Consider the following 26,840-nt stretch of genomic DNA (forward strand, 5'->3'; position numbering starts at 1 on the left):
GGTGCCGCTCGACCGATCCCGCCCAACGCCGCGTCCGCGCCCGTGTCGGCGGAGGTGTCCGACCCGGGCATCGTGGGCGCGGCGGTGGCGCTCCGGGCTGTGTGCGACGTGATCAGCGCGACCGTCTGCTGCGTGCCGCCGCTCTGGCTCCCGCGCCAGCCGTGTCCCGGGCCCGCCCTGACACGCCCGGGAGCGGCCTGCCGGATCGGCGTACGGTGGTACGTGGAGGCCGTGTCATGCACGTCACCGGAACCCACTTCACCGACCGCACCGACGCGGGCCGGCGCCTGGCCGCCCGCCTCGGCCACCTGGGCGCTCCCGACACCGTGGTGGTCGCGCTGCCGCGCGGCGGGGTGCCGGTGGCCGCCGAGGTGGCGGCGGCGCTCGCCGCGCCGCTGGACATCTGCGTGATCCGCAAGCTCGGCGTGCCGTACCAGCCCGAGCTGGGCATGGGGGCGATCGGCGAGGACGGCGTGCGGGTGCTGAACGAGCAGGTCATCCGGATCGCCGGGGTCACCGATGACCAGCTGGCGGCGGTGGAGCGCAGCGAGCGCGCCGAGTTGGAGCGCCGGGCCCGCGCCTACCGGGGCGACCGTCCGGCCGCCGACCTGCGTGGGCGCACCGTGGTCGTGGTGGACGACGGCATCGCCACCGGCTCCACCGCCAAGGCCGCCTGCCGGATCGTCCGGGCGCGCGGCGCGGCGCGGGTGGTGCTGGCCGTCCCGGTGGCGCCCCCGGACTGGACGGACCGCCTGACCGAGGTCGCCGACGAGCTGATCTGCGTCGACACGCCGTCCCCGTTCTTCGCGATCGGCGAGTTCTACGCCGACTTCTCGCAGACCGACGACGAGGAGGTGCTGGCGCTGCTGGCCCAGGCCTGGGGCGAACAGCCCCCGGAGCCCGCCCCGGTCGACCGCGAGCTGGTGCTGCCCGCCGCCGGGGTCCGGCTCGCGGGCCGGCTGACCGTCCCGGGCGGGGCGCGCGGGGTCGTGGTCTTCGCGCACGGCAGCGGCAGCGGGCGGCACAGCCCGCGCAACCGGTACGTCGCCCGCTACCTGAACCGCGCCGGGCTGGGCACGCTGCTGTTCGACCTGCTGACCGAGGCCGAGGAGCCGGACCGGCGCAAGGTGTTCGACGTCGGCCTGCTGGGTTCGCGGCTGACCGCCGTCGCCGGGCAGCTGGACGGACTCACGGCGACCCGGGGCCTGCCGCTCGGCCTGTTCGGCGCCAGCACCGGTGCCGCAGCCGCTTTGCACACCGCCGGCGAGCTGGGCCCTGCGGTGCGCGCCGTGGTCTCCCGGGGCGGGCGCCCGGACCTCGCCGGACCGGAGGTGCTGGGCCGGGTGAGTGCCCCGACGCTGCTGCTGGTCGGCGCGCTGGACACCGTCGTGATCGACCTCAACCGGCAGGCCCGGGCCCGGCTGCGCTGCGAGAGTGAGCTCGTGGTGGTGCCGCACGCGAGCCACCTGTTCGAGGAGCCGGGAACGCTCGACCGGGTCGCCGAACTGGCCGGGGACTGGTTCCTGCACCACCTCCCACCTGCCGGGACGTCCACCGAGCCGTCCGGCGGTACGTCCGGCGTCCCCTCCGGTGACTCGTCCGGCGAGAGCCCGTAGTGGCCGTTGCGCAGTATTCGTGCGACAACCATTGCGGAGCAGCGCATTTTGCGCAGCCCGAGACGGGATTTCCTAATCAGCTTGTACACATTGAGCAGTGAAAAATCGACCTGTTGCCCAACCACTCCGACAGGAGCAAGCTCTGCGCCAGCCGCACCGCCACCCGTTCGCCGTGCGGCCGCGATCCACGCGATCCAGCAAAAGCCTCAGCGCCGAGGCCCAGAGTGGAGGAACGAGCGATGACCCCGCAGACCCACGCCCTTGAGCTGACCCCCGAGGAGCGCGAGGCCGGTCTCGACGCCGACCAGCTGCGCCGCCTCGTCGGCCTCGTCGAGCACGACGCCGCTACCGACCCGTTCCCGGTCACCGCCCAGGACGCGGTCGTCTTCGTGGTCGGCAACGCCACCCAGACGGCCCAGTTCTACCAGGTCGTGTTCGGCATGGAGCTGGTCGCCTACTCCGGCCCGGAGACCGGCCGCCGCGACCGCAAGGCCTACGTGCTCCGCTCCGGCTCCTGCCGCTTCGTGATCAAGGGCGGCGTCCGGCCGGACAGCCCGCTGCTGGACCACCACCGCCGCCACGGCGACGGCGTGGTCGACCTCGCCCTGGAGGTCCCGGACGTCGACAAGTGCATCGAGCACGCCCGCGCGACCGGCGCCACCGTCCTGGAGGAGCCGAACGACGTCTCGGACGAGAACGGCACCGTGCGCCGCGCGGCCATCGCCACCTACGGCGAGACCCGCCACACCCTGATCGACCGCTCCCGCTACCACGGCCCGTACCTGCCGGGCTACGTCGCCGCGCAGAGCAGCGTCACCCACCCGGAGGGCTCGCCCAAGCGCCTGTTCCAGGCCCTCGACCACGCCGTGGGCAACGTCGAGCTGGGCCGGATGGACGAGTGGGTCCGGTTCTACAACCGGGTCATGGGCTTCGTGAACATGGCCGAGTTCGTCGGCGACGACATCGCCACCGAGTACTCCGCCCTGATGTCCAAGGTCGTCGCCAGCGGCAACCACCGGGTGAAGTTCCCGCTCAACGAGCCGGCCATCGCCAAGAAGAAGTCCCAGATCGACGAGTACCTGGAGTTCTACACCGGCCCGGGCTGCCAGCACATGGCGCTCGCCACCAACGACATCCTCACCACCGTGGACGTGCTGCGTTCGCGCGGCGTGGAGTTCCTCAACACCCCGGACGCGTACTACGACGACCCGGAGCTGCGCGAGCGGATCGGCAAGGTCCGGGTGCCGATCGAGGAGCTGAAGAAGCGCGGCATCCTGGTCGACCGCGACGAGGACGGCTACCTGCTGCAGATCTTCACCAAGCCGATCGGCGACCGCCCCACCGTCTTCTACGAGTTCATCGAGCGCCACGGTTCGCTGGGCTTCGGCAAGGGCAACTTCAAGGCGCTGTTCGAGTCCATCGAGCGCGAGCAGGACCGTCGCGGCAACCTGTGAGCGTCGGCCAACCCTGATTGACGCCGGCCCTGACGGACGGTCGAGGAGGAGCACGGAGATGGCGTACTACCGGCAGCTGGGCAACATCCCGCCCAAGCGGCACACCCAGCACCGCACACCCGAAGGCGGGCTGTACTACGAGGAGTTGATGGGCGAGGAGGGGTTCTCCTCCGACTCGTCGCTGCTCTACCACCGGGGCATCCCCTCGGCGGTGGTCAACGCGGTGCCCTGGGAGCTGCCGGACCAGTCCACGGTACCCAACCATCCCCTGCTCCCCCGCCACCTCAAGCTGCACGAGCTGTTCGCGGGCCAGGAGTGGAAGTCCGCGGACGTCGTGAGCAGCCGCCGCCTGGTCCTCGGCAACGGTGACGTGCGGATCTCGTACGTCGCCGCCGGGGCCCCGAGCGAGCTGTACCGCAACGGGCTCGGCGACGAGTGCGTGTACGTGGAGTCCGGCTCGGGCACGGTCGAGACGGTCTTCGGCTCGATCGAGGTCGGCCAGGGCGACTACGTGATCATCCCGCGGGCCACCACCCACCGCTGGGTGCCGTCCGGGGACGAGCCGCTGCGCGCCTACTGCATCGAGGCGAACAGCCACATCACCCCGGTCAAGCGCTACCTGTCCAAGTACGGGCAGCTGCTGGAGCACGCGCCGTACTGCGAGCGGGACTTCCGCGGGCCGGTCGGCCCGCTCGTGGTCGACACCCCCGGGGACGTCGACGTACTGGTCAAGCACCGTGGCCCGAGCGGGGTTTCGGGCACCCGCTACACCGTGCCGCACCACCCCTTCGACGTGGTCGGCTGGGACGGCTGCCTGTACCCGTACGCCTTCAACATCAGCGACTTCGAGCCGATCACCGGCCGGATCCACCAGCCGCCGCCGGCCCACCAGGTGTTCGAGGGCAACAACTTCGTGATCTGCAACTTCGTCCCCCGCAAGGTGGACTACCACCCGTTGTCGATCCCGGTTCCGTACTACCACGCCAACGTGGACAGTGACGAGGTCATGTTCTACTGCGGCGGCGACTACGCGGCCCGCAAGGGCTCGGGCATCGCCCAGGGCTCGATCTCGCTGCACCCCGGCGGGCACACCCACGGTCCGCAGCCGGGCGCCTACGAGCGCAGCATCGGCGCGGAGTTCTTCGACGAGCTGGCGGTCATGGTGGACACCTTCCGGCCGCTGGAGCTCGGCGAGGGAGGGCGGGCCAGCGAGGACGCCGGCTATGCCTGGACCTGGGCCGGTCGGGGGCCCGGGCGATGAGCGCTCCGGTCTCCGCGGGGGTGATCCCCGAGCTGTTCCGCGGGCTCTTCGACGACGCGGCGGTGTTCCCCCCGGGGAACCTGCCGGTCGCCGAGGCGGTACCCGCGCACCGCGTCCACCGCGCGGCCTGGTACGCCGAGGCGGTCGGCCCGTTCCTCTGCGGGGCGGGCCGGCTGGGCGAGTTGGCCGCAGTGCCCCCGGCCTCCGGTGCTGTGGGCGGCGCGACCGCGGGAGGTGTGGAGGAGGCGGGCGCCGCGCCGCTCAGGGTCGGACTCGTGCTGCCGGGGGGCAGTGCGGAGCTCGCACCGGCGCTCGCCGCCGCCGCACCGTTCGAGCTGGCCGGCGTCGAACTGGCCGCCAAGGACGCCGCCGAGGCGGTCGCCGAGCTGGACCGGCTGCTGCCTCCACACGTGCCGGCCGCCGTCGAGCTACCGCGCGAACTCCTGCGCGGGGACGGGCTGGACGCGGTGCTGGACGTGCTGGTCGACAGCCCGTACCGGGCGAAGTTCCGCACCGGCGGGCTGGTCGCCGAGGCGTTCCCGGACGAGGACGAGCTGGCCGCCTTCCTCACCGGCTGCGCGCAGCGCGGCCTGCCGTACAAGTGCACGGCCGGGCTGCACAACGCCGTCCGGCACACCGACCCGGAGACCGGCTTCGAGCATCACGGCTTCCTGAACGTGCTGCTGGCCGCGCAGGAGACCGACCGGGCGGCAGCGGCGGCGGTGCTGGCGGAACGGGACGGCGAGGCGCTGGCCAAGGCGGTACGCGCGCTGACCGACCGTCAGGTTACCGTGATCCGCAACTCGTTCACCGCGTTCGGCACCTGCAGCATCGCCGAGCCGCTGGGCGACCTGGCCGCGCTCGGCCTGCTGTCGTCGCCCGATCCACTGCCCCAGGAGGACCGTTGAGCACCACCCCCAGCAGCTGGCTCGCCAGCGCCCAGGACTCGCCGTTCGGCGTGCACAACCTGCCGCACGGCGTCTTCACCGCCGCCGACCAGCCCGGCCGGCGCCGGATCGGCGTGCGGGTCGGGGACTTCGTGCTGGACGCCGGGGCGGCCGCCCACGCGGCCGGGGCGCCGTCCGTGCTGCTGGCCGCGGACTCGCTCAACCCGCTGATGGCGGCCGGGCGTTCGGCCTGGACGCAGGTCCGGGCCGACCTGACCCGCTGGCTGACCGACGAGTCCTTCCGCGAGGCGGTCGCGCCCGCGCTGCTGCCGGCCGACGAGGTCGAGCTGCACCTGCCGTTCGAGGTCGCGGACTACGTCGACTTCTACGCCTCCGAGCACCACGCGACCAACCTGGGCCGGATCTTCCGCCCGGGCTCGGAGCCGCTCACCCCCAACTGGAAGCACCTGCCGATCGGCTACCACGGCCGGGCGGGCACCGTGGTGGTCTCCGGCACGCCGGTGGTGCGTCCGCACGGGCAGCGCAAGGCGCCCGCCGACGCCGCGCCGACCTTCGGGCCGTCGCGCCGGCTGGACATCGAGGCCGAGGTCGGCTTCGTCGTCGGCACGCCGTCGCAGCTGGGGCGGCCGGTCGTGCTGGACGACTTCCGCGAGCACGTGTTCGGCGTCTGCCTGCTCAACGACTGGTCGGCGCGCGACATCCAGGCCTGGGAGTACGTGCCGCTCGGCCCCTTCCTCGGCAAGTCCTTCGCGACCTCGGTCTCGCCGTGGATCGTGCCGCTGGACGCCCTGCAGCACGCCCGGGTCGCGCCGCCGGAGCGCGACGTCGAGCCGCTGCCGTACCTGGACGACCGCGGCAACGAGCCGTGGGGCCTGGACCTGGCGATGGAGGTTCGACTGAACGGGCACCTGGTCTCCCGGCCGCCGTTCGCCGCGATGTACTGGACGGCGCAGCAGCAGCTGGCCCACATGACCGTCAACGGCGCCTCGCTGCGCACGGGCGACCTGTTCGCCTCGGGCACGGTCAGCGGGCCGGAGCCGGACACCCGCGGTGCGCTGATCGAGCTGACCTGGAACGGCGAGGAGCCGCTGAAGCTGCCGGACGGGACGACCCGGACCTTCCTGGAGGACGGCGACGAGGTCGTCATCACGGCGACGGCCCCGGGGCCGGACGGCGCGGTGGTCGGGTTCGGCGAGGTCGCGGGGCGGGTGCGGGGCTGAGATCCCGCAGCTGCCGGCCGAGGCGCGCAGCTGCCCGGCTGACGGCTGACCGCTGACGGGGTTCAGACTTCAGCGAACAGATAACAGATGACGGATAGCAGCTGACAGAGTTCATCATCTGTCAGCTGTTATCCGTTTGCCCACCTTTGCCAACAGCCCGCCCTTACAGCCCCGCCCCACCCGTGGCGTCGATGACCCGCCCGGTGACCCAGCGCGCATCCTCGGAGGCCAGGAACGCGACGATGTCCGCGATGTCCTCCGGCTGACCGACCCGGCCGAGCGCCGCGACCGAGGCCGCGTAGGCCTCCGCCTCGACATTGCCGCGCAGCCAGCCGGCGTTGACGTCGGTGTCCACGATGCCGGGCGCGACCGAGTTGGCGGTGATTCCGCGCGGGCCGAGCTGCTTGGCCAGGTTGAGCGTGAAGGTGTCCAACGCGCCCTTGGTCGCGCCGTAGGCGATGATCTCCGGCATGGCCAGCCGGGCGGCGCCGCTGGAGATGTTGATGATCCGCCCGCCGTCCCGCATCCGCTTCAACCCGTGCTCGACGGCGAAGAACGGCGCCCGGACGTTGACCGCGAACACCTCGTCGAACCCCTCCTCGGTCAGCCCGTCGAGGTCCGAACTGCGCCCGATCCCGGCGTTGTTCACGATGATGTCGACTCCGCCGCCCGGCCCGTACGCGCCGATCCCGGCATCGAAGGCCTCCCACAGCGCGGCCGCGTCCCCGTGCCGTCCGAGTTCGGCGCGTACCGCGAAGGCCTGCCCGCCGTCACCCCGGATGCCCTCGACCACGTCCCGGGCGTAGCCGACCGCGACGACGGCGCCGTCCCGCCCGGGCAGCCTCTACGCCGCCTTCGGCGACAAGAGGACGCTCTTCGAGGAGGTCGTCCGCCACTACGGCAGCACCCGGGTCGGCGCCTTCGCGGGCCGCGCCCTGGAGGAGGAGACCACCGCCCGCGCGGCGATCGCCCGCATCCTGCGCGAGGCCGCCGCCACCTACCCCGATCCCTCGCACCCGGCCGGCTGCCTGGTGATCACCGCCGCCACCAACGTCTCCCCACAGGACGCCGAGGTCCAGGCCCAGCTTCGCGACCTGCGCAACCGCAACCTGCGGGCCTTCGAGGACCGGCTCCGCGCCGCCCGACAGGAGGGCGAACTGCCGCCCGACGCCGACCCGAAGGCCCTGGCCGGCTACTTCGCCGCGGTCGTCCAGGGCATGTCCCAGCAGGCCCGCGACGGCGCCACCGCCGCCGACCTGGCCCGCACCGCCGAACTCGCCCTGCGCGCCTGGCCGTGACGCACCCGCCGCACCCCCGTCCAAGCGGCGTGATCACCGGCACGGTGATCACAACAGCCCCCCCGGTACGGTGGACCGTGGAATTCCACATCACCGAGGGACGGGAGCGGGTCCGATGAACGCAGAGGCGGCGGAGGTTCAGACCTTCCTGGACCGCGCCAACGACGGCGGCGACGACGGCGGCCTCGGCCGGATCGTCCTGAACCGCCCGCGGGCGCTCAACTCGCTGACCCACGGCATGGTCACCGCCCTGCGCACGACCCTGAACGACTGGGCCGCCGACGACCGGGTGCGCGCCGTCGTGCTGACCGGCGCCGGCGAGCGCGGCCTCTGCGCGGGCGCGGACATCCGCGCGATGCACGACGACGCCAAGGCGGGCGGGGCCGGCACCCGCGCCTTCTTCCGCGACGAGTACCGGCTGAACGCGCTGATCGCCGACTATCCGAAGCCGTACGTCGCGGTGATGGACGGCATCACCATGGGCGGCGGCGTCGGCCTGTCCGCCCACGCCGCGGTACGGATCGTCACCGAGCGCTCCACGGTCGCGATGCCCGAGACCCGGATCGGCCTCGTCCCGGACGTCGGCGGCAGCCGCCTGCTCGCCCACGCCCCGGGCGAGTTGGGCACCCACCTCGGACTCACCTCGGCCTCGATGGGCCCCGGCGACGCCCTGCTGTGCGGCTTCGCGGACCACTACGTCCCGTCCGCGCGCCTGCCCGAGCTGCTCGACGCCCTCGCCCGTAGCGCCGATCCGGCCGCCACCGTCACCGAGCACGCCGAGGCCGCCCCGCCCGCCGCGCTCGCCGCCCGGCGCGAGTGGATCGACGCCTGCTACGCGGCCGACACCGTCGAGGAGATCGTCGACCGGCTGCTCGACTCCGGTGTGCCGGAGGCGAAGGAGGCCGCCGAACTGGTCCTCGGGAACTCCCCCACCGCCGTCAAGGTCACCCTGGCCGCGCTGCGCCGGGCCCGGACGCTGCCCTCGCTGAAGGCCGTACTGGACCAGGAATACCGCATCTCCTGCGCCGCGCTGGACGGCCACGACCTGGTCGAGGGCATCCGCGCCCAGGTCGTCGACAAGGACCGCAACCCGCGCTGGTCGCCGGGCACGCTCGACGAGGTGACGGAGGCCGACGTCGCGCGCTTCCTCGCCCCGCGCGAGGGCGACGAGCTGGGCCTGGCCTGACCATCGGACCGGACCGGATCCACCGACTCCCCTACCCGGCCGCCTGGAGCCCGCCACGCCCCACCCGGTGCCGCCGACCGCTCCGCCTGACCGACCGCTCCACTGATCCCGTCCACCGTCGATGCCGAGGGGATCGCGGAGTGGCGCGACAGTCGGTGACGGTCGCGGCCCCGGCCGCGCCGGTCCGCCGGGGCGAGGTCAAGGCCGAGACCGTTCGGCTGGGTGAGGAGCGCTACGGCGTCCGGTTCCGAGGGGCCCCGCCACGCTGGTGACCGGCGTCTCGCATGCCAAGACTGGCGCAAGGCGGGGCGCGTCGTAGATCGTTGGGTGGTCAGGGCGCGCCCGTGCGGCGCCGAGCAGCGGAATGGGAGTCAACGGCGATGACCGAGACCGAGACCTACGAGACGATCCTGGTCGAGCGCAAGGGCCGGGTGGGGCTGATCACGCTCAACCGGCCCAAGGCGCTCAACGCGCTGAACACCCAGCTGATGAACGAGGTGGTGGCGGCCGCCACCGCCTTCGACCGGGACCCGGAGATCGGGTGTCTGGTGATCACCGGTTCGGAGAAGGCCTTCGCGGCCGGCGCCGACATCAAGGAGATGCAGGGCAACCACTTCCCGGACGTCTACCTGGACGACTGGCTGGGCCCCTGGGACCGGCTCGGCCAGCTGCGCAAGCCGGTCGTCGCGGCGGTGGCCGGCTTCGCGCTGGGCGGCGGCTGCGAGCTGGCGATGCTGTGCGACATCCTGCTGGCGGCGGACACCGCGAAGTTCGGGCAGCCGGAGATCAAGCTCGGTGTGATCCCGGGCATCGGCGGCTCGCAGCGGCTGACCCGGGCGGTCGGCAAGGCGAAGGCGATGGAGCTGTGCCTGACCGGCCGGATGATGGGCGCCGAGGAGGCCGAGCGGGCCGGCCTGGTCTCCCGCATCGTCCCGGCCGACCAGCTGCTCGCGGAGGCGCTGGCCACCGCCGAGACCGTCGCGGCGATGTCCACCCCGGCGGCGATCATGATGAAGGAGAGCGTCAACCGCGCCTTCGAGACCACGCTCGCCGAGGGCGTCCGCTTCGAGCGCCGGCTCTTCCACGCGGCCTTCGCCACGGCGGACCAGAAGGAGGGCATGGCGGCCTTCGCCGAGAAGCGCCCGCCGAAGTTCGAGAACCGCTGACGGCGCACAACTGACGGATGACGGCTGACAGATTTCATCATCTGAAATCTGTCAGCCGTCATCTGTTCGCGGGCATCCGTTCGCCGTCACCCGACACCCACTACCGTCGCCCGGCCCCGGCGTCCCGTCGCCGCCACCGCGCGTCACCCCTCCTCCACCAGCACCGTGTTGAGCCGCGCCAGTCCGCTGCGGGTGGCGGCGACCACGATCAGATCGCCCGGGGTCAGCCGCCGGGTGCGGTCCGGGAAGTTCCACTGCAGGTGGTCGCTACGTGCGAAGCGGGCGGCGATCACCCGGACTCCGCCCGGGTCCTCCAGGTCGTGCCGGTTCAGGCCGATCAGCCCGCTGCTGTCCTCCACCGTCAGCTCGGCGATCAGCAGCGCGTGCCGGAACACCGACAGCGTCCCGCGCACCTCGCTGCCCATCAGGGCGGCGGCGAAGGCAGGTGCGGCCAGGTAGGACACCGACCGGGAGGCCGCGTTGTCCAGCGTCTTGTAGAAGTGGCCGGCGAAGTTGTCGTCGAACAGCCGCACCACCACCCGCACCTCGGGGTTGCCGTGCCGCGCCTCCAGTGCCGCCTCCAGGTTGGTGGCGTCGTCCCCGCTGACCGCGACCACCGCCCGGCTGTGCTTCAGCCGGGCCCGGCGCAGCTGCTCCTCGAACGGCCCGTCGCCCAGCACCACCGGGATGCCGAGCGCCCGGACGGCGGCGATGCCGCGGGCCTGCGGGTCGCGTTCCATGCAGACCACCGGCACGCCCATCTCGTGCAGCTGGGTCGCGACACGGGTGCCGACGTTGCCGAGCCCGACGACGATGACGTGGTCCCGGGTGCCCGCGCTGGGGTTGCGGGGCAGCCCTCGCCGCCCGGAGCCGAGCACCTCGACCGCGATGGCGGTGGCGACCGGCGCGAAGGTGATCCCGCAGATGGTGATGACCACCTGGGCGACCCGTTGCCAGAGCCCGCCCGTCCCGGTCCCGGCGGCGACGTCGGCCTGCTGGTCGGGCTGGGCGGCGCCGGCCAGGTCGAGCAGCGCGGTGTAGACGGTCCAGCCGAAGTCCCGGTTGAGGTACCAGAGCACGCCGAAGGCCATCAGCACCGCGGCGAGCGCGGTGAGCAGCACCACCCGCAGCCGGGCGCTGGTGAGGAAGCGCATGGTGTCGAGCACCCGCCAGCGCAGCCGTCGCACCCAGCTGATCGGCTCCCGGGGCTCGATGGGCAGCGCCTGCAGCGCGGCCCTCCCGCCCGGCGGTTCCTGGGGTTCGCCGGTCGACACCGGATCGCGGCGCACCCCGCCGGGAATGACCGGTCCGTCGTCGCCGAACTCGCGGGCGAGGCGGACGAAGCCGGCCGAGTCGCCCTCCTGCTCCGGCAGCAGGCGGATCTTGCTGAGGTCCTGCCGGTCGACCTGGTCGGCGACCACGCAGATCCGGTCGGAGGCGATGGCGTCGTCGAAGGCGATGTGCAGGTACCGTCCGTCGATCTCGACCGAGTTGGGCCGCCCGAGCGCGGCGGCGGCGAAGGCCGGGGCGGCGGTGGCGGAACCGGAGAGCGCGGCGCCGTTCTTGAGCAGCCGTTGGATGTTCTCGCCGAGGCGCTGGTTGAACATCCGGAACACGATCCGGATGTCGGCGTTGTGGCCCTGGGCGCTGAGCGCGGCGTGGATGTTGTCCTGGTCGCTGCCCTCGACCAGGGCGAGTCCCCGGGCGGTGCCGATGGAGACCGCGCGCAGCGCCTCGTCGGTGATGCTCGGGTACTCCACCACGGCGGCGACGCCCGGGAGTTGCTCGATCTGCGGCGCGTGGTCGCGGGTACGGTCGGCGACCAGGACGACGACCGGGACCTCGTAGTGCTCGACGAGTTCCAGCACCAGCCGGTGCGCCAGCGCGTTGCCTCCGCAGACGATGTAGTGCTGGCTGATCGGCTCGACCGGAGGGGTCCCCCACCCTTCAGAAGTCATACCGAGGGATGATATCGACGACGAGCGACCGGAGGGTGTCGTTCCGGCGACCGTCGGAAGTCACTCGAACGGACGTACCCGACGCGCGGTCTGACGGAGGAGCGAAGAGGCTGGGGTTCGCTCTCCGCCCCCAGCCCCGAGGAGTACGTCACCGTGGCCCCTCCGATCATCACCCCCGACGGTTCCCCGGTCCAGGGCCCGCTCGGCATGCTCGCCCGGGCCGCCTGGCAGGTGCTGCTGGCCGCCGGTGCGGCCTCGCTCGCCCTCGGGATCGCGGTCTTCGCCTGGCCCCGGGAGACGCTGCTGGTGGTGGGCGTGCTGTTCGGGCTCTACCTGCTGCTGATCGGCATCGTGCAGCTGGTCGCCGCGTTCGGCACCCACGCCACCACCGCGATGCGGGTGCTGGCCTTCATCAGCGGCGCGATCTGCGTGCTGCTCGGGCTGCTCTGCTTCCGCAGCGCCGCGCAGTCACTGCTGCTGCTCGCGCTCTGGATCGGCATCGGCTGGCTGTTCCGCGGCATCACCCAGCTCGCCGCCGCGATCTCCGACCCGCTGATGCCCGCCCGCGGTTGGCAGGCCTTCGCGGGCGCGGCCAACACCCTGGCCGGCGTGCTGCTGATGGTCTGGCCGGTCGGCTCGATCACCGCACTGACCGTGCTGGCCGGGTGCTGGCTGCTGATCCTGGGCGTGGTCGAGATCGCGACGGCCCTCCGGATTCGCGGCCAGGCCAAGCAGATCCCCTCGGGGGTCTGACCAGCGCCACCGCACCGGAGGCCGCCACCGATCTCGGCGCCGCGCTACCGCCTCGTGCTCAGGGCCGGGGCGCGTAGCCGAGCCGGAAGGTGGCGGCCTCCAGTCGTTCCGGGCTGAGTCGGACGTCGGTCAGCCGCTCGGCGAGCGCGAACGCCGCCTCGGTGTGCAGCTCGTGGCGCTCCCCGTCCAGCTGGAAACCGCAGGCCGTCAGCAGCTCCACGGTGCTCGGGGCCTCGGCGTCCGTGCCGTCCCGCTGGTCGGCGAAGAGCGGCTCGAAGTGCAGCCGGCAGGTGCCGTGCTCCCACCAGTGGAAGTCGTCCGCCGCGTTGACGTTCCGGAAGCGCGAGACCAGCCGGGTGCCCTCGCCGAGCCGGGGGACGACCTCGTACAGGCTGCCGAGGTAGCCGTACGGCTCGACCGCCAGGGCCCAACCGTCGAACTCGGTGACGGCGACGAGGATCCGGTCCTCGTTCAGGTCGAACAGCTCCTCGGCCTCCTCGTCCTCCCCGTCGTCGAAGGTCTCCCAGGCGGCGAGCACCGCGGCCAGCCCGGTGACTTCCCGGCCGGTCAGGGCCTTGAAGCGGCGCAGCAGTTCGTCGGCACCGACTCCCTGGACCTGGGTGAGGCAGTAGGCCTCGCCCAGGACCGGGTAGCGCTTCTCGAACCAGGTGTAGTCGGTGGCGTGTGCGGCAGTCATGCGCAGGATGCTGCCAGACCCCGCTGACACCGCCCGCCGCACCCCTGGCCGCTCAGAGCCAGACCGGCACGTCCGTCCCCCAACGCCCCGGCGGGCGAGCCCAGTCGGTGGGCGCGCCCTCATAGCCGATGGGCGGCAGGGCGTGCCGCAGCCGCCCGTACGCCGAGTCGGTCTCGGTGAGCCAGCTCGCCGGGTCGTACGGCTCGGCGCTCTCGCGCGGATCGACCGGCTCCTCGGGCGGGATGCCGTGCAGCAGCCAGGAGGCGGTTCCGGCCAGCGAGAAGCGCAGGTGGCGGCCGCCGGGGCGGTCGGTGCGCTGGTCGGTGAGGGCGCGCAGGACGGCGGCGGCGACCAGGTAGCCGGTGCCGTGGTCGAGGGCCTGGGCGGGCAGGACACCGGGGCGGCCGTCGGGGGCCGCCTCGTGGGCGGCGATGCCGACGCCGACCTGGACCAGGCTGTCGAAGCCACGGCGTCCGGCCCAGGGACCGGTCCAGCCCCAGGCGCAGAGCTGGGCGACGATCAGGTCGGGGCGGCGGGTGAACAGGGCGTCGGGGGCGAGGCCGTGGGCGTCCAGGGCGCCGGGGCGGTAGCCGGTGACCACGACGTCGGCGGTGTCGAGCAGGCCCTCGAAGATGACGCGGTCGGCGGGGTCGGCGAGGTCGAGGCGGGCGGAGCGCTTGCCGAAGCCGGTGTCGGCGTGGGCGTCCTCCGCCTCGGGCAGCCGGGGCGAGTCGATCCGCAGCACGTCGGCGCCGAGAAGGGCCAGGGTGCGGGTGGCGACCGGTCCGGCGATCACCCGGGTGAGGTCGAGGACCCGGACCCCGGCGGCGGGCCGGTCCACCGGGGCCGCACCGAGCGGACGGACGGGCGCGGCCCCGATCTCCCGGCGCTCCGCCAGGGGGTGCACGGCCGCGCTCACCGGCGCGACCGCCACGGCGAGCGCCCCAGCCGGGTACGCGCGCTCCTGGATCTGCTCGGCCGGTAGCTTGCCGAGCGCCTCGGCCAGCTGCTCGGGCCCGGCGTCGGGCGCGAGGTCGAGGGCGGCGAGCAGCCGGGCGCGGTGGTGCGGATAGTTGGCGTGGGTGCGGACCCAGCCGTCGGCGGTGCGCCAGAAGCCGGAGTGCGGGGCGAAGCTGACGGGCGTACGGCCGTCGACGGTCAGGTGCCGCTCGCTGACGAAGGCGGTGGCGACGGCCCCCTCGTCCACCCGGACGGCGGGGACGGCGCCGCCGGCGCGGTGGGCGGCCAGCTCGGCGGCGGCCAGCGAGCAGGCGGCCACGGTGGCGCGGGCGAACCGGCGCACCGGCAGACCGGAGGGCAGGACGTCCTGCGGGCCGTGGAAGCCCACCCGGTCCAGGAGTTCGGCCGGTCCGCCGAGGGCGGCCCAGGCGTCGGCGGTCGGACGGTCGGTGGTCGGACGGTCGGCGGTCCGACGGTGGGCGGTCGGACGGTCGGCGGGCTCGCCCTCGGGCGGCATCGGACGATCAGTCATGTCCGGCATTGTGCTCCGCTTCCCCGGCACCCGCCGTGACGCCCGCCACCAGCGCCGACGACGCTCTCAGCCCGGGCGGTCCGCCCTCCGGTCCGCCGGGAATCGCGCAGGTCAGCCCGGGTCCGATGGGGAAGCGGTGAAGGACCGGCGGTCGGCCGGCGGTCCGCGGGTAGGGTGCGAAACGGCGGCCGGTTCGGCCGTACGCACGGGGGCCGAGTGACAAGGGGGGACGAATGTACACGATCCGCCGTCTCGACCTGGGCTACTTCGTCCGGCCGGCCTCCGAGGTGGGCGGCCCCGAGCCGCGGGTGGAGCCGGTGCTGGCGTACCTGGTCCGGGGCCCGGAGGGGCTGCTGCTGTTCGACACCGGGATCGGCGCCGGCTCGCCGGAGACCGAGGCGCACTACCGTCCGGTCCGCCGCCCGCTGCCGGAGGCGCTCGCCACGGCCGGCGTCTCGGTCTCGGACATCGACCTGGTGGTCAACTGCCACCTGCACTTCGACCACTGCGGCGGCAACCCGCTGCTCGCCGGGACACCGGTCCTGGTCCAGGCGAAGGAGCTGGCGACCGCCCGGCGCGGCGACTACACCATCGACGCACTGGTCGACTTCCCCCACGCCGTCTACCGCGAGCTCGACGGCGAGGCCGAGGTCTGGCCCGGCGTCCGGGTGCTGCCCACCCCCGGACACACCGACGGCCACCAGTCCCTGCTGGTCGAGCGGCTGGGCGACTGCACCGTCCTGCTGGCCGGGCAGGCGTACGACTTCGCCACCGAGTACGGGCAGGCGGTGCTCGCCCGGCAGGCCGCGCGCGAAGGGGTGGCGGCGCCGCTGCCCGGGTACCGCGGCTGGCTGGACCGGGTGGCGGAGCACGGGCCGCGCCGGGTGCTCTTCGCACACGACCAGGCGGTCTGGGAGCTCGTCTGACGGGTCGACGGATCAGCCGGGGCTCAGAAGGCGAACCGCAGCGAGCGGACCCGGTGGTCGAAGCTGGACGGGACGAACTCCGGCTCCCCAATCGACCCGACGTCGGGCAGCCGGGTGTACAGCTCGCGCGGCAGCGCCGCCGTCCCCTGCCGGGCCAGGTGGGCACCCAGGCAGTAGTGCGGACCGCCGCCGCCGAAGCCGAGGTGGGGGTTGGGGCTGCGGGTGATGTCGAAGGTGTCCGGGTCGGGGAAGAGCGCCTCGTCCCGGTTCGCCGAGCCGTCGTGCAGCGCGACCTTCTCCCCGCCCGCAGCAGCGTTCCGCCGGGGCCGCCCAGCTCGTGGTCGACGGCGACGGTGCGGCGGCCATGCGGGCGACAGCTGGTCGGCGGCCGGGCATGGTCTCACGGGGCGGAACCGGCCAATACCGGAGGGTGCGGTCCGGGCCGGGCGGGCCGGGTGCGACGATGAGTGCCATCGTGATGACCGACCGGATCCGCCTGCTGCGCGCCGCGGTCTTCGCCGCGCTGTGCGTGGCGATGGCCGCCACGGCGCACGTCGCCATGGCCGGGGCCGGGGTCTCGCCGCCGGTGCTGCTCGGCGCGTTCGGGTCGATCCTCGGGCTGACCTGGCTGCTGGCCGGGAGGCGGCGCGGGCTCGGCGTGATCAGCGCCTGGATGGTCGCGGCGCAGAGCGTACTGCACCTGCTGTTCGAACAGGCCGGGTCGCTCGGCCGTGCGGGCGGCGGTCTCGGCCGGCTCGCCACCACGGACTGGGCCGCCCTGCTGCTCTGTAACCCGGACCGGGCACCGGGCGGGCTCTCCCCCGTCGAACTGGCGCGGATGGCGGGCATCGACCCGGACGTCCCGCCGACCCCCGGCAGCCTGCGCCCGATGGCGGGGATGCACCACGGGGTGGCGGCGGGGTCGACCGACGGGATGGCCATGGACATGGGGCTGTCCGGGATGACGGGGATGCCGGGCATGGCCCCGGGGATGCGGCACCCGATGTCCTCGGGGATGCCGGACGGGATGTCGCACGGCATGTCCGACGGGATGGCGCACGCGATGTCCCACGGCATGTCGCCGGGGATGGCCGTCGCCCACATCCTGGCGGCGCTGGCCTGTGCGCTGCTGCTCTGGCGTGGTGACGTGGCGTTGGTGCGGCTCTTCGAACTGCTCGGCGCGTTCGGGAGCGTGGTCGCGGGGGCGCTGCTGCTCCCGCTGCTGGTGCTGTTCGCGCGCCCGTTCGGGTACCGGCCGCCGACGCCGCCCCGGCCCGCCGACCGACCGGCCCGGCGGCCCCGGTCGGTGCCGCTCACGCATGCCGTCGTCCGGCGCGGGCCGCCGACGTTCGCCCTCGCCTGCTGACGCGCCCGCCGCACCGCTCCCCCGGCCGAACTCGGTCCGCGCTGGGACCTCCGCGACGGGCAGGTCGCCCCGTCGTACCGCCGCCGTCGCCGTCGCCGCTGTGCCCACTGCCGTAGCGCCCTGGGCCACTGCGCCGCCGTACGCCGTGCGCCGTACCGACCGGGCTCGGGCCCGCGTTCGCCGACGCCTCCCACAGGAAGTGCGGTGTGCCGCGCGGCTGCCCACGGACTCCTTCGGTGCCGCTCCGCGCGGCACCGTTCCCAGCCTTCCCCTCGGGACCTTCCCATGCCTGACTACGACGGCACCCCGGCTCCGGCCGACGCCACCGTCCTACCGCTCCGCGGCCTGCGGCCCCTCCGGAGCCTCACCGACCGGACCGTCCGCCCTCAGCCGGGTCAGCAGCCGGGCCGACCACTCCGCCGACGGCCCGTCGGCGGCGGCCGCCTGCACCCGGCCGCGCAGCCGTTCGGCCCGATCCAGCCACTCCCGACAGCCGGTGCAGCGCGCGAGGTGCTTGTCCAGCCGGGTGCCCGGCAGGCCGCTCGGTTCACCGTCGAGCCGGGCGGACAGAGCGGTACGGAACTGCGCGCATCTCATGTGACCATCGTCCCGCACGACTGCCGCACCGGGACGGCGGGCCGGACGGGGGGCCGTCGTGGATGACGACCAGCTCACCATGCTCGCGCTGACCGCCCGCTCGGGCCGGGCGGCCGACGTCGAGGCCTTCGTCCGCGCGACCCAGCGGGACGTGTGGCGCTTCGTCGCCCACCTGACGGACGTCCAGTCCGCCGACGACCTCGCCCAGGAAACCTTCCTGCGCGCGCTGCGCGGCCTGCCCGCCTTCGCCGGACGTTCCTCGGCCCGCACCTGGTTGCTGTCCATCGCCCGGCGCACGGTGATCGACCGGTACCGGATGGCCGCCGCCCGGCCGCGCTGCGCGGCACTGCCGGACTGGCAGGAGGCGGTGGAACGGCAGAGCGGCACCCCGACGGCCGGATTCGAGGACGGGATCGCCCTCGGGGACCTGCTCGACCGGGTGCCCGCGCAGCGACGGGAGGCCTTCGTGCTGACCCAGGTGATCGGTCTGAGCTACGCGGAGGCGGCGGCGGTCGCTGGCTGCCCGGTCGGCACCGTACGCTCCCGGGTCGCCCGGGCGCGGGAGGAACTGATGGCGCGACTGCGGGCGGCCGAGACCGGGGAGCTCGCGGCGGCCTGCTGAGCGGCGGCCAACGGACGACGGATAACAGATAACAAATAACAGATGACGGCTGACAGATTTCGACATCTGTCAGCCGTCATCTGCCATCTGTCACCTGAAAGCCGCCCCTCGAAAAATTCCCCCAGGTGTTCGGTACCGGAGCCGCCGCGCCCCCGACTGCTGTACCGAACCCCGCCGCCGAGGCGGCGCCCGGAACGGCTACGGGGAAACGGAGGATCTCATGGCGGCGCAACACCGGGCGACCGCAGCCTCGCTGACCGACGACCAGGCACAACCCGTCGACCGCTGGAGCCTGGTCGTCGCCGCCGGGCTGCTCTCGTTCGTCGCCATGCTCGACATGACAACGCGAGGACGCATGACAACTCCTGGTCGGTGATCGTGCTGCGGGCCCGAACTGCGGACCCGGACCAGGTAGTCGGGCGGCACCCACGGCGGGTTCCCGGCGATGTCCGGACCGCCGGCCGGCCCCGCCCGGTGGCCCGGCGCATAGGGTGGCCGGATGGCCGAACCCACCGTGCTGCGCGACGACCTCGACCTGCCCGTACGGCTCGGGCCGCACCCGCCGCGACGGGTGGTCTCACTGGTGCCGTCGCTCACCGAGGCGGTCGCCGCCACCGCACCCGGCCTGCTGGTCGGCGCGACCGACTGGTGCAGCCACCCCGCCGACCTGACCGTCACCCGGATCGGCGGCACCAAGAACCCTGACGTGCCGGGCATCCTCGCGCTCGAACCGGACCTCGTCCTCGCCAACGACGAGGAGAACCGGCGCCCCGACCTGGATGCGCTGCGGGCCGCCGGGGTGCCGGTCTGGGTCACCGACATCCGCACCCTGGACGACGCGTTCCGCTCGCTGGACCAACTGCTCACCGCCGCCTGCCGACTGCCCCGCCCGGCCTGGCTGGACGAGGCCGAAGCGGCCTGGCACGACGTGCGGCCGGCGGCGGACGGCCCACGGGCCGTGGTGCCGATCTGGCGCCGCCCGTGGATGGTGCTGGGCCGCGACACCTTCGCCGGGGACCTGCTGCACCGCCTCGGCCTGCGGCTGGTCCACGCCGACCACCCCGAGCGCTACCCGGCCGTTCCGCTGCCCGAACTCCTGGCGAGCCGACCCGAGTTGGTGGTACTGCCGGACGAGCCGTACCGCTTCACCGCCGAGGACGGCCCGGAGGCGTTCCCGGACGTCCCGGCCGCCCTGGTCAGCGGACGGCACCTCACCTGGTACGGCCCCTCCCTGGCGACCGCTCCGACCGTGCTGCGCCAAGCGATCGAGCACCCGTTCGTACAAGGCTCGTTGGGCACACCGTAGGATGACCGCCACTCGCCGGGATCACCGGCGACAAGTGGGGGGACCACGCATGAAGCTGAGCACCACCCGGCGGACACTGATCATGGTGTCCACCGCGGCCGTCTCCACCGCCTTCCTGGCGGGTTGCGGCACCAAGCAGGCCGACGACCATCAGAACGCGGCCGCAAGCGGTACGCCCGCGGCGGCCACCGCCTCGTCGAGCGAGACGCCGAGCGCGAGCCCGTCCGCGAGCGCCACCCCGGCGCCGACCGACTCGGCGTCGGCCGGCCCCGGCGCCTCGCGCGGCCCGAGCGCCGCTGCCAGTGCCGGCACGGGCAAGACGGCGAAGGCCGCACCGAGCAGCCCGGCGGGCAACGCCAAGGCAGCCACCGGCAACGCGGCCGCCGCGCCCGCCACCCAGCCGCCGGTCGCCAAGCCCGTCATCGCCGCCCCGGTGCCGACCGCCAAGCCCGGCGCGGTCGCGCTCCCGCCGCCGCCCGCACCGCCGGCCCCGCACGTGCCGCCGTTGCAGAGCGGCTGCCAGCCCAGCAAGCCCCAGCCGGACGAGCCCAAGGAGGCCGTCGGCACCGCGCTCACGGCGGCGGCCGGCCAGTCCCGGGTGCTCACCCTCAGCTCGGGCGGCACCGACAAGCTCCCGCCGCTGCCGGTCAACCTGGTCAAGGCCATCGCCTGGCAGGAGAGCGGCTGGCAGTCCGGCATCCTCGCCTGCGACGGCGGGATCGGCACCATGCAGGTCATGCCGAACACCGTCAGCTGGATGAACGGCAAGTTCGGCACCACCTCCGACCCCAAGACCCTGACCGGCAACGTCCAGCTCGGCACCCAGCTGCTCGACTGGCTGGTCGCCTACTACGGCGACTCCTCCTTCGGCGGCAAGTACGACCTCTCCCCCGACCCGGCCACCGGCAAGACGCCGCTGCTCGATGTGGTGGTCTCGGCGTACAACGCGGGCGCGGGCAACGTGCACTACAACACCGTCACCGACCCGACCACGGGCGAGGTCGTCGGCAGTCTGGACATCCCGAACCCGAAGTACGTGGCCAACGTGAAGGCACTGATGTCCAGCCAGCCGTGGAACAAGGCCGGCTGACGGCTGCGGATACGGATACGGATACGGCACAGGGCCCGGGACGCTTTGGGGCGTCCCGGGCCCTGCTGTCGGGTGCTGAGGCGTCAGCCGCGCGCGGCGGAGACGGCGGCGCCCAGCGCCTCCTTGATGCGGGGACCGAGGCGGGCGAAGCCCAACTCCTTCATGGCGGCCCGGAGCAGCTCCTCGTCGCTCCGCTCGGTACCGTCGCCGTCGATCCACCGGACGACGGCGAGCAACTCGTCGGCCGAGTAGGCGGTCACGGGGCGGCCGGGGGTGAAGTCCGGCTTCTCGGGACGGCCGACGGGGGCCTCAGCGGGCTCGGCGGCTGCGGGCTCGGGCTCGACGGCCGGGGCTTCCTCGACAGCCTCGGGCTCGGCGACAGGCTCCTCAGCCTCGACGGCAACCTCGACCTCAGCCGTCGGCTCCTCCACCTCAACGGCCTCGGGCTCGGGCTCAGCAACGAGCTCGACGGCCGACTCCTCGACAGTCTCGACCTCGGCCACCGGCTCAACGGCTGCCGCCTCTTCGAGCTCGACGACAACGGCCTCGGCCTCGACGATCGAAGCCTCGACGGGCTCCTCAACCTCGTCAGCAGCGTCCTCGACCTCGACGGTGGGGGCCTCGACGGCAACCTCGACCTCAGCGGCCGATTCCTCCACCTCGACCGCCTCAGGCTCGGCGATCAAAGCCTCGGCCGACTCCTCAACCTCGGCCGCCGGCTCCTCAACCTCAACGGCGGGAACCTCGACAGCAGCCTCGACCTCAACGGCTGCCGCCTCTTCGAGCTCGACGACAACGGCCTCGGCCTCGGCCTCGACGATCGAAGCCTCGACGGGCTCCTCAACCTCGTCAGCAGCGTCCTCGACCTCGACGGTGGGGGCCTCGACGGCAACCTCGACCTCAGCGGCCGATTCCTCCACCTCGACCGCCTCAGGCTCGGCGATCAAAGCCTCGGCCGACTCCTCAACCTCAACGGCGGGAACCTCGACAGCAGCCTCGGGCTCAACCGCCTCGGCCACGGTCTCGGCGGCCTCCTCCGGCGCCTCCTCAACGGCCGCAACCTCAGCGGCAGGCTCCTCCGCCTGCTCTGCCTCGGCCAGGGCCGCAGTCGCGGCGGCCACCAGGTCGTCCGCGGCCGGGGACGGCGCCGGAAGGGACACCACGGCCGCCGGGGCCTCCTCCTCCGTCACCTCCTCCGCCGCAGCCGACTCGACCTCGACGGAGTCCGGGTCCGAGTCCGAAGCCGCCTCGACAACCTCAGTGTCGGCCTCGGCCGGAACCTCGGCCGCGACAACCTCGGCCTGAACCGGAGCGGTCACCGAGACCGGCGCCTCCTCGGCGAGCCCGTCCCGCTGTCCACCGGCCAGCGCCTGACGCGCAGCAGCCTCGGCGTCGACGTCCGACTCCTCGACGTCCGGCTCCTCGACGCGCTGCTCCTCGGCAACCAGCTCGCCCGAATCCGCCAGCCCGTCCCGCTGCCCGCCCGCCAGCGCCTGCCGCGCCGCGTACGCGGCCTCGGCCGCACGGCGGTCGGCCTTGGCGGCGGTGAGCTCGGCGAGCAGGTCGCCGAGGCCGGCCTCTTCCAGGGTGGCGCGCAGGCTGCGGACGGTGGGCAGGCGGTAGAGGGTGCCCTCGTCGGCGGCGAGGCGCTCGACCAGGTCGACCAGGTCCGCGAAGGCGAGCCCGTCCAGGTCGTGGTCGGGCAGCAGGCGGGTGAGGTCGCGCAGGCCGGTGTTGATGGCCTCGAAGGCCTGGGCGGTGCGGTCGACCAGGGAGCCGTCGGCGGGCACTCTCGGGAGGGTGCCCGCAGGGGCGAGGGCGGCCCAGGCGCGGCGCTCGATCTCGGCGGAGGTGAGGGCCTCGTGCAGGTCCTCACGGCGGACCCGGCGGTCGGTGGCCAGGGCGGCGGCCTGCTTGCGCAGCGAGCGGCCGCGCAGCCAGGAGAGCTTGACGCCGTTCTCTCGGCGCCAGTTGCTGTCGGCGGTGGCGGCTGCGAGGGCGGTGAGGTCGACGTCGTAGGCGGCCGAGGTGAGGACGGCGGAGGTGCGGTGGACCCGCTGGAGCAGCTCGACCAGCAGCGCGGTCTTGGCGACGCTGTCGGGCTCGTCGAGCTTGACCTCGGCGGCCAGCGCGGTGACGGCTTCCCAGGTCTGCTGGAGGTCGCGGCCGCGCAGCTCGGCCAGGACGGTGGAGGCGCCGCGGGCGTCATCGGGGGTGGCGACGGTGTCGACGGCCGCGTACCAGGCGTGGGTGTCGGCGCTGAGGGTGAAGGCCCCGAGTTCCGCGTAGCGGCCGAGGTCCTCGCGGAGGTCGGGCTCCGCGGCGGCGTCCTGGGGGTCCTTGACGTCTGCGGCGCCGGCGACGTCCGCCGGGTCGGCTGCGTCGGCGTTGCGCGAGTGAAGCACTGTCATGTGTGGTCCGGTTCTGGGCGTCGACGGCGGGGCTGGCGGCGAGGGGGGCGACGGACCGGGTGCGCGGATGCCCCTGGGGCGGGGCCGGGGCGCGCGGTCGGGCCGCCGGTTGTGGAGGCCCAGAATACGGGTGCCCGTTCGAGCCTTGCACGCACCCACCGCCGGACGGGCCGGTGTCGCATGCCATACCGCCCGCCTGGCCGCTACTCGGGACGGCCACCCGGGTGCTCCGCCCCTGGTCCGGACGGGTGGCCGGGCCGGTGGCCGGGGTGCTCCGTCCGGGGCGGTCGGCGCCGCCGGAGCCCGTCCAGCGGGACCTTGCGGACGCCGCGGGCCGGTCGGCCGAGCGGCGGATGGTACCCGGCCCGGCCGAGGGCGTGTCGGTCGACCGGCGCGAGGTACTCGTGCAGCGCGATGCGGTGCCACCACGCTCCGGTTTCCCGTAGCTCGCGCCATCCGGTGAACCGGTAGAGATAGAGGGTCGCCCGGACGTGGGTCGGCGGGGCGTCGGGGAAGGGGTTGTGGCGCAGCAGCCTCAGGGTCGCCCGGTCGCCGGCCAGCAGACGGGCGACGAAGGGCAGGAACCAGGGGCGGGCGTAGGCGGGTGAGATGCCGGCGAACCACATCAGCCAGTCCAGCCGCAGGTGGTAGGGGGCGTACTGGCGCGGGAGGCGGCGCACGTCGCCGGGTTTGCCCTTGAAGCCGTACTCACGCCAGACGGTGTGCGGGGTGAGCACGGCGTCCTCGGTGCCCTCGACCACGACCTCCTGGCGCAGCCGGTTGACGCTGCCGAAGGCACCGTAGGTGTTGACGAGGTGGATCCGGTTGAAGGAGCGGTTCATCACCTGGCGGCGGGAGACCATGTTGGTCACCGGCCAGTAGCTGAGCACCAGGACGGCGACGGTCAGCGCGATCACCAGCACCTCGTACCAGACGGGGGTGCCGGGGTAGCGGCGGGCGTGGACGGGCAGGCCGAGGCGGGCCGGTTCGACCGCGGCGAGGGCGAGGGCGATGGTCAGCCAGTTGAGCCAGGCGAAGTTGCCGGAGGCGACCAGCCACAGCTGGGTGGCGACCACGGCGCAGGCCGCGTAGCTCGCGAACGGCTGCGGGAGCAGCAGACAGACCGGGACGACGAGCTGGACGACGTGGTTGGCGGCGACCTCGACCCGGTGCAGCGGGTCGGGCAGGTGGTGGAAGAACCAGCTGAGCGGTCCGGGCATCGGCTGGGTCTCGTGGTGGTAGCGCAGGCAGGTCAGGTCGCGCCAGCAGGTGTCGCCGCGCAGTTTGATCAGTCCGGCGCCGAACTCGACCCGGAAGGCCAGCCAGCGCATCAGCCACAGGACGAGGGTCGGCGGCGCGGTGTCGGCGTTGCCGAGGAAGGCGGCGAGGAAGCCCGCTTCGAGCAGCAGGGACTCCCAGCCGAAGGAATACCAGGTCTGGCCGACGTTGACGATGGAGAGGTAGAGGACCCAGAGCACCGCCCAGAACAGGACGGAGGCCCAGAGCGGGACGGCGTCGCCGAGCCCGGCGGCGACGGCGGCGGCCAGGGCGGCGCCGCCCCAGGCGACGGCGGCGAAGAAGCGGTCGCTGTAGTGGAGGTGGAAGAGGCTGGGCGCTTGGCGGAACGGGACGCGAGCGGTGAAGCGGGGCACCGGCAGCATGCCGTCGGCGCCGATGAGGGCGCGGAACTGCGCGACGGCGGCGAGGAATCCGATCAGGTAGAGGCCGGCGAGCAGGCGTTGGACGAGCAGCCGGCTCAGCCAGTAGTCGGGGGCGGCGAACCAGTCCATGCGGCCCATGCCTACCATCGACGGCCCCCGGCCGGGCCCGGCCGGGGCGCGGGCGGCGGGCGGTTCACCCGCTCGGCCCGGGACGGAGGGGTGGGGTGCGCGCCCGTACGCCGCTGCGCGATGCCCCCGCACAGCACCGTGGCGGGGAGCCTCTCCTCGGGGGTGAGAGGCGCCCCGCCACGGTGGTGGACGGTACGGACGATGGAGCCGGCGGCCGCGGTGCCGCGCGCGGGCGGCGGGTCGGCGGCTCAGCTCGGCAGGACGAGTCCGGACCCGCCGGCGAGGCCGGGGCGGCCGGTCGCGGTGGCGGCGCCGTTCTGCTGGAGCCGGTCGACCAGCAGCGCGGCCAGCGTGCCGAGTTCCTCCTCGGTGCGGGACTGCGCGGTGACGTCCATGCCGACGGTGAGGACGCCGTTGACCTGGCCGGTGCGCACGCCGCGCAGCGGGGTGCAGGTGAAGCTGAAGATCTGCTGGATGCGCTGCGCCTCGGGGCGGCCGGACTGGACCCGGACGTCGTTGAGGACGGTGGCGCGGCCGGTGTGGTACGCCTCCGTGACGGCCTGCTGGAGGCCGGCCGCGCCGAGCTGCGGGTAGGCCGTGCCGATCGACCCGTACGCCACCGGGGCACCGAAGGTGTCGGCGTGCTGGGCGTTGGCGTAGCGGATCTCCTGGCCGGGGCCGTCGGTCAGCATGATCGGGAACGGGGAACCGTCGAAGGCGGCGAACATCTCCTGCTGCTGGGCGAGCAGGTTGTCGCGCAGCCGGATCTCGGAGAGCAGCGCCTCGGCGAGGTGCTGGATGTCGCGCAGTCGCTCGCGGCCCCACTGCCGGGGTTCCCGGTCGAGGACGCAGACGGTGCCGATGACGGTGTTGGTGTCGTCGACGAGGGGGGCGCCGAGGTAGGCCCGGACGCCGAGCTCGTCCACGACCGGGTTTCCGGCGAACCGGGGGTAGGCGAGGATGTCGTCCAGTGCGAGGGGCGAGCGCTGGGCGACGACGTGCGGGCAGAAGCCGTGACTCAACGGCATCTGACGGGTGGGGAGGTCGAAGGCGATGCCCCGATCCGCCCAGGAGGCGCCTTCGTCGGACGCGACGTCGGACGAGTTTGGCGGAATGTAGAGCCCCCGGAACATCTGGCGCTCGTCGTTGATGAAGTTGACCATCGCGATGGGAGCGCGGGTGATGCTGGCTGCCAGGTGGGCGAAGCGGTCGAAGGCCTCGTCCGCGGAGGGTTCGTTGAGTCCCAGGCTGCGCAGCCTGCGGGTCCGTTCGGACTCCCCGGCAGCACCCGGGAACTGGCCTTGAGTGCTCATCACATCAGTCATGGCGCACATGTAATCAGACATCGGGGCGCCGCGGTGCTATCGGGATCGTTCGCCACCCCTGCTGATGAACAGTCAAAGCAGCATGTGAGCGGCCCCACGGCGGATCGGCGGAGCGGATGAAGATCACTTCCCTCCCGGCGCCACACCAAACCACTCGATAAAAAGATGAGCCGGATTCCGCCAATCCAAGATCAACTACCTGTGGAGCCCGGGTGTGCATATGACAATGAGCCCTGCCGAAGACACGGACGGTAGTTCCCGCCCTCTGGGACAACCCGCCCCGGGGGTCCGCATTGGCCCGGTTGTGAGAACGCGATCGGCCCCGCCACACCTCCACACCCCCACCCGAAATCCACGGGGGAGCGGTCGGAGCGGAATCGACGGCACGAACGGAGGCA

General features: G+C 73.4%; 23 protein-coding genes and 1 pseudogene. 15 read left to right on the top strand and 9 right to left on the bottom strand.

Features of this window, described 5'->3' with window-relative positions:
- Positions 1-236: 236 nt before the first annotated feature.
- The 5 genes from ACH4E7_RS06505 to fahA all read left to right on the top strand — a co-directional run bounded on the left by ACH4E7_RS06505 (position 237) and on the right by fahA (position 6,459).
- A complete protein-coding gene (locus tag ACH4E7_RS06505) occupies positions 237-1,616 on the top strand; it encodes a phosphoribosyltransferase family protein (protein ID WP_396247855.1) in 1,380 nt (459 codons plus the stop codon).
- A 239-nt stretch (positions 1,617-1,855) separates the two neighbouring features.
- Complete coding sequence (gene hppD, locus ACH4E7_RS06510) at positions 1,856-3,070, top strand: 4-hydroxyphenylpyruvate dioxygenase (RefSeq protein WP_396247856.1); 1,215 nt, start codon at positions 1,856-1,858, stop codon at positions 3,068-3,070.
- 58 nt (positions 3,071-3,128) lie between these two features.
- On the top strand, positions 3,129-4,331 hold the full coding sequence (locus ACH4E7_RS06515; RefSeq protein ID WP_396247857.1) for a homogentisate 1,2-dioxygenase: 1,203 nt from the start codon (positions 3,129-3,131) through the stop codon (positions 4,329-4,331).
- Positions 4,328-5,239 carry a hypothetical protein gene (locus tag ACH4E7_RS06520; RefSeq protein ID WP_396247858.1) on the top strand — a complete coding sequence of 304 codons (912 nt, stop codon included), beginning with the start codon at positions 4,328-4,330 and terminating at the stop codon, positions 5,237-5,239. Before ACH4E7_RS06515 ends, ACH4E7_RS06520 begins: the two co-directional genes overlap by 4 nt.
- Positions 5,236-6,459 (top strand): fumarylacetoacetase, encoded by a 1,224-nt coding sequence (gene fahA, locus ACH4E7_RS06525; protein ID WP_396247859.1) that lies wholly within the window; start codon positions 5,236-5,238, stop codon positions 6,457-6,459. The genes ACH4E7_RS06520 and fahA overlap by 4 nt, the downstream gene beginning before the upstream one ends.
- A 163-nt stretch (positions 6,460-6,622) precedes the next feature.
- Here fahA and ACH4E7_RS06530 read toward each other — a convergent pair whose 3' ends face one another.
- Complete coding sequence (locus ACH4E7_RS06530) at positions 6,623-7,300, bottom strand: SDR family oxidoreductase (protein ID WP_396247900.1); 678 nt, start codon at positions 7,298-7,300, stop codon at positions 6,623-6,625.
- Between the two features lie 136 nt (positions 7,301-7,436).
- Here ACH4E7_RS06530 and ACH4E7_RS06535 point away from each other — a divergent pair, with 136 nt between their 5' ends.
- The 3 genes from ACH4E7_RS06535 to ACH4E7_RS06545 all read left to right on the top strand — a co-directional run bounded on the left by ACH4E7_RS06535 (position 7,437) and on the right by ACH4E7_RS06545 (position 10,109).
- Positions 7,437-7,757, top strand: coding sequence for a TetR family transcriptional regulator C-terminal domain-containing protein (locus tag ACH4E7_RS06535; RefSeq protein WP_396247901.1), 321 nt, complete (start codon positions 7,437-7,439; stop codon positions 7,755-7,757).
- A 115-nt stretch (positions 7,758-7,872) separates the two neighbouring features.
- Entirely contained in the window at positions 7,873-8,943 is a 1,071-nt protein-coding gene (locus ACH4E7_RS06540; protein ID WP_396247860.1) for an enoyl-CoA hydratase/isomerase family protein, read from the top strand.
- Between the two features lie 380 nt (positions 8,944-9,323).
- On the top strand, positions 9,324-10,109 hold the full coding sequence (locus ACH4E7_RS06545) for an enoyl-CoA hydratase (RefSeq protein WP_396247861.1): 786 nt from the start codon (positions 9,324-9,326) through the stop codon (positions 10,107-10,109).
- A 143-nt stretch (positions 10,110-10,252) separates the two neighbouring features.
- Here the strand turns inward: ACH4E7_RS06545 and ACH4E7_RS06550 are convergent, their stop codons facing one another.
- Positions 10,253-12,067, bottom strand: a complete 1,815-nt coding sequence (locus ACH4E7_RS06550) for an NAD-binding protein (RefSeq protein ID WP_396247862.1) — start codon at positions 12,065-12,067, stop codon at positions 10,253-10,255.
- Positions 12,068-12,220: 153 nt separating this feature from the next.
- Between ACH4E7_RS06550 and ACH4E7_RS06555 the strand changes: the two genes are divergently transcribed.
- Complete coding sequence (locus ACH4E7_RS06555) at positions 12,221-12,820, top strand: HdeD family acid-resistance protein (RefSeq protein ID WP_396247863.1); 600 nt, start codon at positions 12,221-12,223, stop codon at positions 12,818-12,820.
- Between the two features lie 58 nt (positions 12,821-12,878).
- Here ACH4E7_RS06555 and ACH4E7_RS06560 read toward each other — a convergent pair whose 3' ends face one another.
- Positions 12,879-13,517, bottom strand: coding sequence for a DUF6461 domain-containing protein (locus tag ACH4E7_RS06560; RefSeq protein WP_396247864.1), 639 nt, complete (start codon positions 13,515-13,517; stop codon positions 12,879-12,881).
- A 52-nt stretch (positions 13,518-13,569) separates the two neighbouring features.
- Entirely contained in the window at positions 13,570-15,009 is a 1,440-nt protein-coding gene (locus tag ACH4E7_RS06565) for a CoA transferase (protein ID WP_396247865.1), read from the bottom strand.
- A gap of 233 nt (positions 15,010-15,242) precedes the next feature.
- Here ACH4E7_RS06565 and ACH4E7_RS06570 point away from each other — a divergent pair, with 233 nt between their 5' ends.
- Complete coding sequence (locus ACH4E7_RS06570; protein ID WP_396247867.1) at positions 15,243-15,935, top strand: N-acyl homoserine lactonase family protein; 693 nt, start codon at positions 15,243-15,245, stop codon at positions 15,933-15,935.
- A gap of 23 nt (positions 15,936-15,958) precedes the next feature.
- Here the strand turns inward: ACH4E7_RS06570 and ACH4E7_RS06575 are convergent.
- Positions 15,959-16,296: pseudogene (locus ACH4E7_RS06575) on the bottom strand (cytochrome P450); the annotation flags it as partial.
- 102 nt (positions 16,297-16,398) lie between these two features.
- On the opposite strand from ACH4E7_RS06575, the gene ACH4E7_RS06580 reads away from it, so the two are divergent.
- The gene (locus tag ACH4E7_RS06580) at positions 16,399-17,301 is read left to right on the top strand and encodes a hypothetical protein (RefSeq protein WP_396247868.1); all 903 of its coding nucleotides are present in this window, start codon (positions 16,399-16,401) and stop codon (positions 17,299-17,301) included.
- 330 nt (positions 17,302-17,631) lie between these two features.
- On the opposite strand, the gene ACH4E7_RS06585 is transcribed toward ACH4E7_RS06580, so the two are convergent.
- Entirely contained in the window at positions 17,632-17,898 is a 267-nt protein-coding gene (locus ACH4E7_RS06585; protein WP_396247869.1) for a zf-HC2 domain-containing protein, read from the bottom strand.
- A 58-nt stretch (positions 17,899-17,956) separates the two neighbouring features.
- Here ACH4E7_RS06585 and ACH4E7_RS06590 point away from each other — a divergent pair, with 58 nt between their 5' ends.
- From ACH4E7_RS06590 to ACH4E7_RS06605, 4 genes are all read left to right on the top strand, one after another.
- Positions 17,957-18,520: a sigma-70 family RNA polymerase sigma factor gene (locus ACH4E7_RS06590; RefSeq protein ID WP_396247870.1), complete on the top strand. Its 564-nt coding sequence runs from the start codon at positions 17,957-17,959 to the stop codon at positions 18,518-18,520.
- A gap of 220 nt (positions 18,521-18,740) precedes the next feature.
- Positions 18,741-18,896, top strand: coding sequence for a hypothetical protein (locus ACH4E7_RS06595; protein WP_396247871.1), 156 nt, complete (start codon positions 18,741-18,743; stop codon positions 18,894-18,896).
- Between the two features lie 123 nt (positions 18,897-19,019).
- Positions 19,020-19,826: a helical backbone metal receptor gene (locus ACH4E7_RS06600; RefSeq protein ID WP_396247872.1), complete on the top strand. Its 807-nt coding sequence runs from the start codon at positions 19,020-19,022 to the stop codon at positions 19,824-19,826.
- A gap of 49 nt (positions 19,827-19,875) precedes the next feature.
- Positions 19,876-20,916 carry a transglycosylase SLT domain-containing protein gene (locus tag ACH4E7_RS06605; protein ID WP_396247873.1) on the top strand — a complete coding sequence of 347 codons (1,041 nt, stop codon included), beginning with the start codon at positions 19,876-19,878 and terminating at the stop codon, positions 20,914-20,916.
- Positions 20,917-20,999: 83 nt separating this feature from the next.
- Here ACH4E7_RS06605 and ACH4E7_RS06610 read toward each other — a convergent pair whose 3' ends face one another.
- The 3 genes from ACH4E7_RS06610 to ACH4E7_RS06620 all read right to left on the bottom strand — a co-directional run bounded on the left by ACH4E7_RS06610 (position 21,000) and on the right by ACH4E7_RS06620 (position 26,442).
- Positions 21,000-23,327 carry a hypothetical protein gene (locus tag ACH4E7_RS06610; protein ID WP_396247874.1) on the bottom strand — a complete coding sequence of 776 codons (2,328 nt, stop codon included), beginning with the start codon at positions 23,325-23,327 and terminating at the stop codon, positions 21,000-21,002.
- A 203-nt stretch (positions 23,328-23,530) separates the two neighbouring features.
- Positions 23,531-25,117 carry a lipase maturation factor family protein gene (locus ACH4E7_RS06615; protein ID WP_396247902.1) on the bottom strand — a complete coding sequence of 529 codons (1,587 nt, stop codon included), beginning with the start codon at positions 25,115-25,117 and terminating at the stop codon, positions 23,531-23,533.
- A 248-nt stretch (positions 25,118-25,365) separates the two neighbouring features.
- Positions 25,366-26,442: a GAF domain-containing protein gene (locus ACH4E7_RS06620; protein ID WP_355670495.1), complete on the bottom strand. Its 1,077-nt coding sequence runs from the start codon at positions 26,440-26,442 to the stop codon at positions 25,366-25,368.
- Positions 26,443-26,840 lie beyond the last annotated feature (398 nt).

The organism is Kitasatospora sp. NPDC018058 (assembly GCF_044327205.1).
Classification (GTDB): Bacteria; Actinomycetota; Actinomycetes; order Streptomycetales; family Streptomycetaceae; genus Kitasatospora.

What these genes read in the sequence shown, in the direction of transcription:
- ACH4E7_RS06515 (WP_396247857.1), top strand. Translation starts at nt 3,129, where the DNA reads ATGGCGTACTACCGGCAGCTGGGCAACATCCCGCCCAAGCGGCACACC.
- ACH4E7_RS06595 (WP_396247871.1), top strand. Translation starts at nt 18,741, where the DNA reads ATGGCGGCGCAACACCGGGCGACCGCAGCCTCGCTGACCGACGACCAG.
- ACH4E7_RS06570 (WP_396247867.1), top strand. Translation starts at nt 15,243, where the DNA reads ATGTACACGATCCGCCGTCTCGACCTGGGCTACTTCGTCCGGCCGGCC.
- ACH4E7_RS06580 (WP_396247868.1), top strand. Translation starts at nt 16,399, where the DNA reads ATGAGTGCCATCGTGATGACCGACCGGATCCGCCTGCTGCGCGCCGCG.
- ACH4E7_RS06605 (WP_396247873.1), top strand. Translation starts at nt 19,876, where the DNA reads ATGAAGCTGAGCACCACCCGGCGGACACTGATCATGGTGTCCACCGCG.
- ACH4E7_RS06615 (WP_396247902.1), bottom strand. Translation starts at nt 25,117, where the DNA reads ATGGACTGGTTCGCCGCCCCCGACTACTGGCTGAGCCGGCTGCTCGTC.
- ACH4E7_RS06610 (WP_396247874.1), bottom strand. Translation starts at nt 23,327, where the DNA reads ATGACAGTGCTTCACTCGCGCAACGCCGACGCAGCCGACCCGGCGGAC.
- ACH4E7_RS06585 (WP_396247869.1), bottom strand. Translation starts at nt 17,898, where the DNA reads ATGAGATGCGCGCAGTTCCGTACCGCTCTGTCCGCCCGGCTCGACGGT.
- ACH4E7_RS06540 (WP_396247860.1), top strand. Translation starts at nt 7,873, where the DNA reads ATGAACGCAGAGGCGGCGGAGGTTCAGACCTTCCTGGACCGCGCCAAC.
- ACH4E7_RS06600 (WP_396247872.1), top strand. Translation starts at nt 19,020, where the DNA reads ATGGCCGAACCCACCGTGCTGCGCGACGACCTCGACCTGCCCGTACGG.
- ACH4E7_RS06520 (WP_396247858.1), top strand. Translation starts at nt 4,328, where the DNA reads ATGAGCGCTCCGGTCTCCGCGGGGGTGATCCCCGAGCTGTTCCGCGGG.
- ACH4E7_RS06545 (WP_396247861.1), top strand. Translation starts at nt 9,324, where the DNA reads ATGACCGAGACCGAGACCTACGAGACGATCCTGGTCGAGCGCAAGGGC.
- ACH4E7_RS06620 (WP_355670495.1), bottom strand. Translation starts at nt 26,442, where the DNA reads ATGACTGATGTGATGAGCACTCAAGGCCAGTTCCCGGGTGCTGCCGGG.
- ACH4E7_RS06560 (WP_396247864.1), bottom strand. Translation starts at nt 13,517, where the DNA reads ATGACTGCCGCACACGCCACCGACTACACCTGGTTCGAGAAGCGCTAC.
- ACH4E7_RS06550 (WP_396247862.1), bottom strand. Translation starts at nt 12,067, where the DNA reads ATGACTTCTGAAGGGTGGGGGACCCCTCCGGTCGAGCCGATCAGCCAG.
- ACH4E7_RS06505 (WP_396247855.1), top strand. Translation starts at nt 237, where the DNA reads ATGCACGTCACCGGAACCCACTTCACCGACCGCACCGACGCGGGCCGG.
- hppD (WP_396247856.1), top strand. Translation starts at nt 1,856, where the DNA reads ATGACCCCGCAGACCCACGCCCTTGAGCTGACCCCCGAGGAGCGCGAG.
- ACH4E7_RS06565 (WP_396247865.1), bottom strand. Translation starts at nt 15,009, where the DNA reads ATGACTGATCGTCCGATGCCGCCCGAGGGCGAGCCCGCCGACCGTCCG.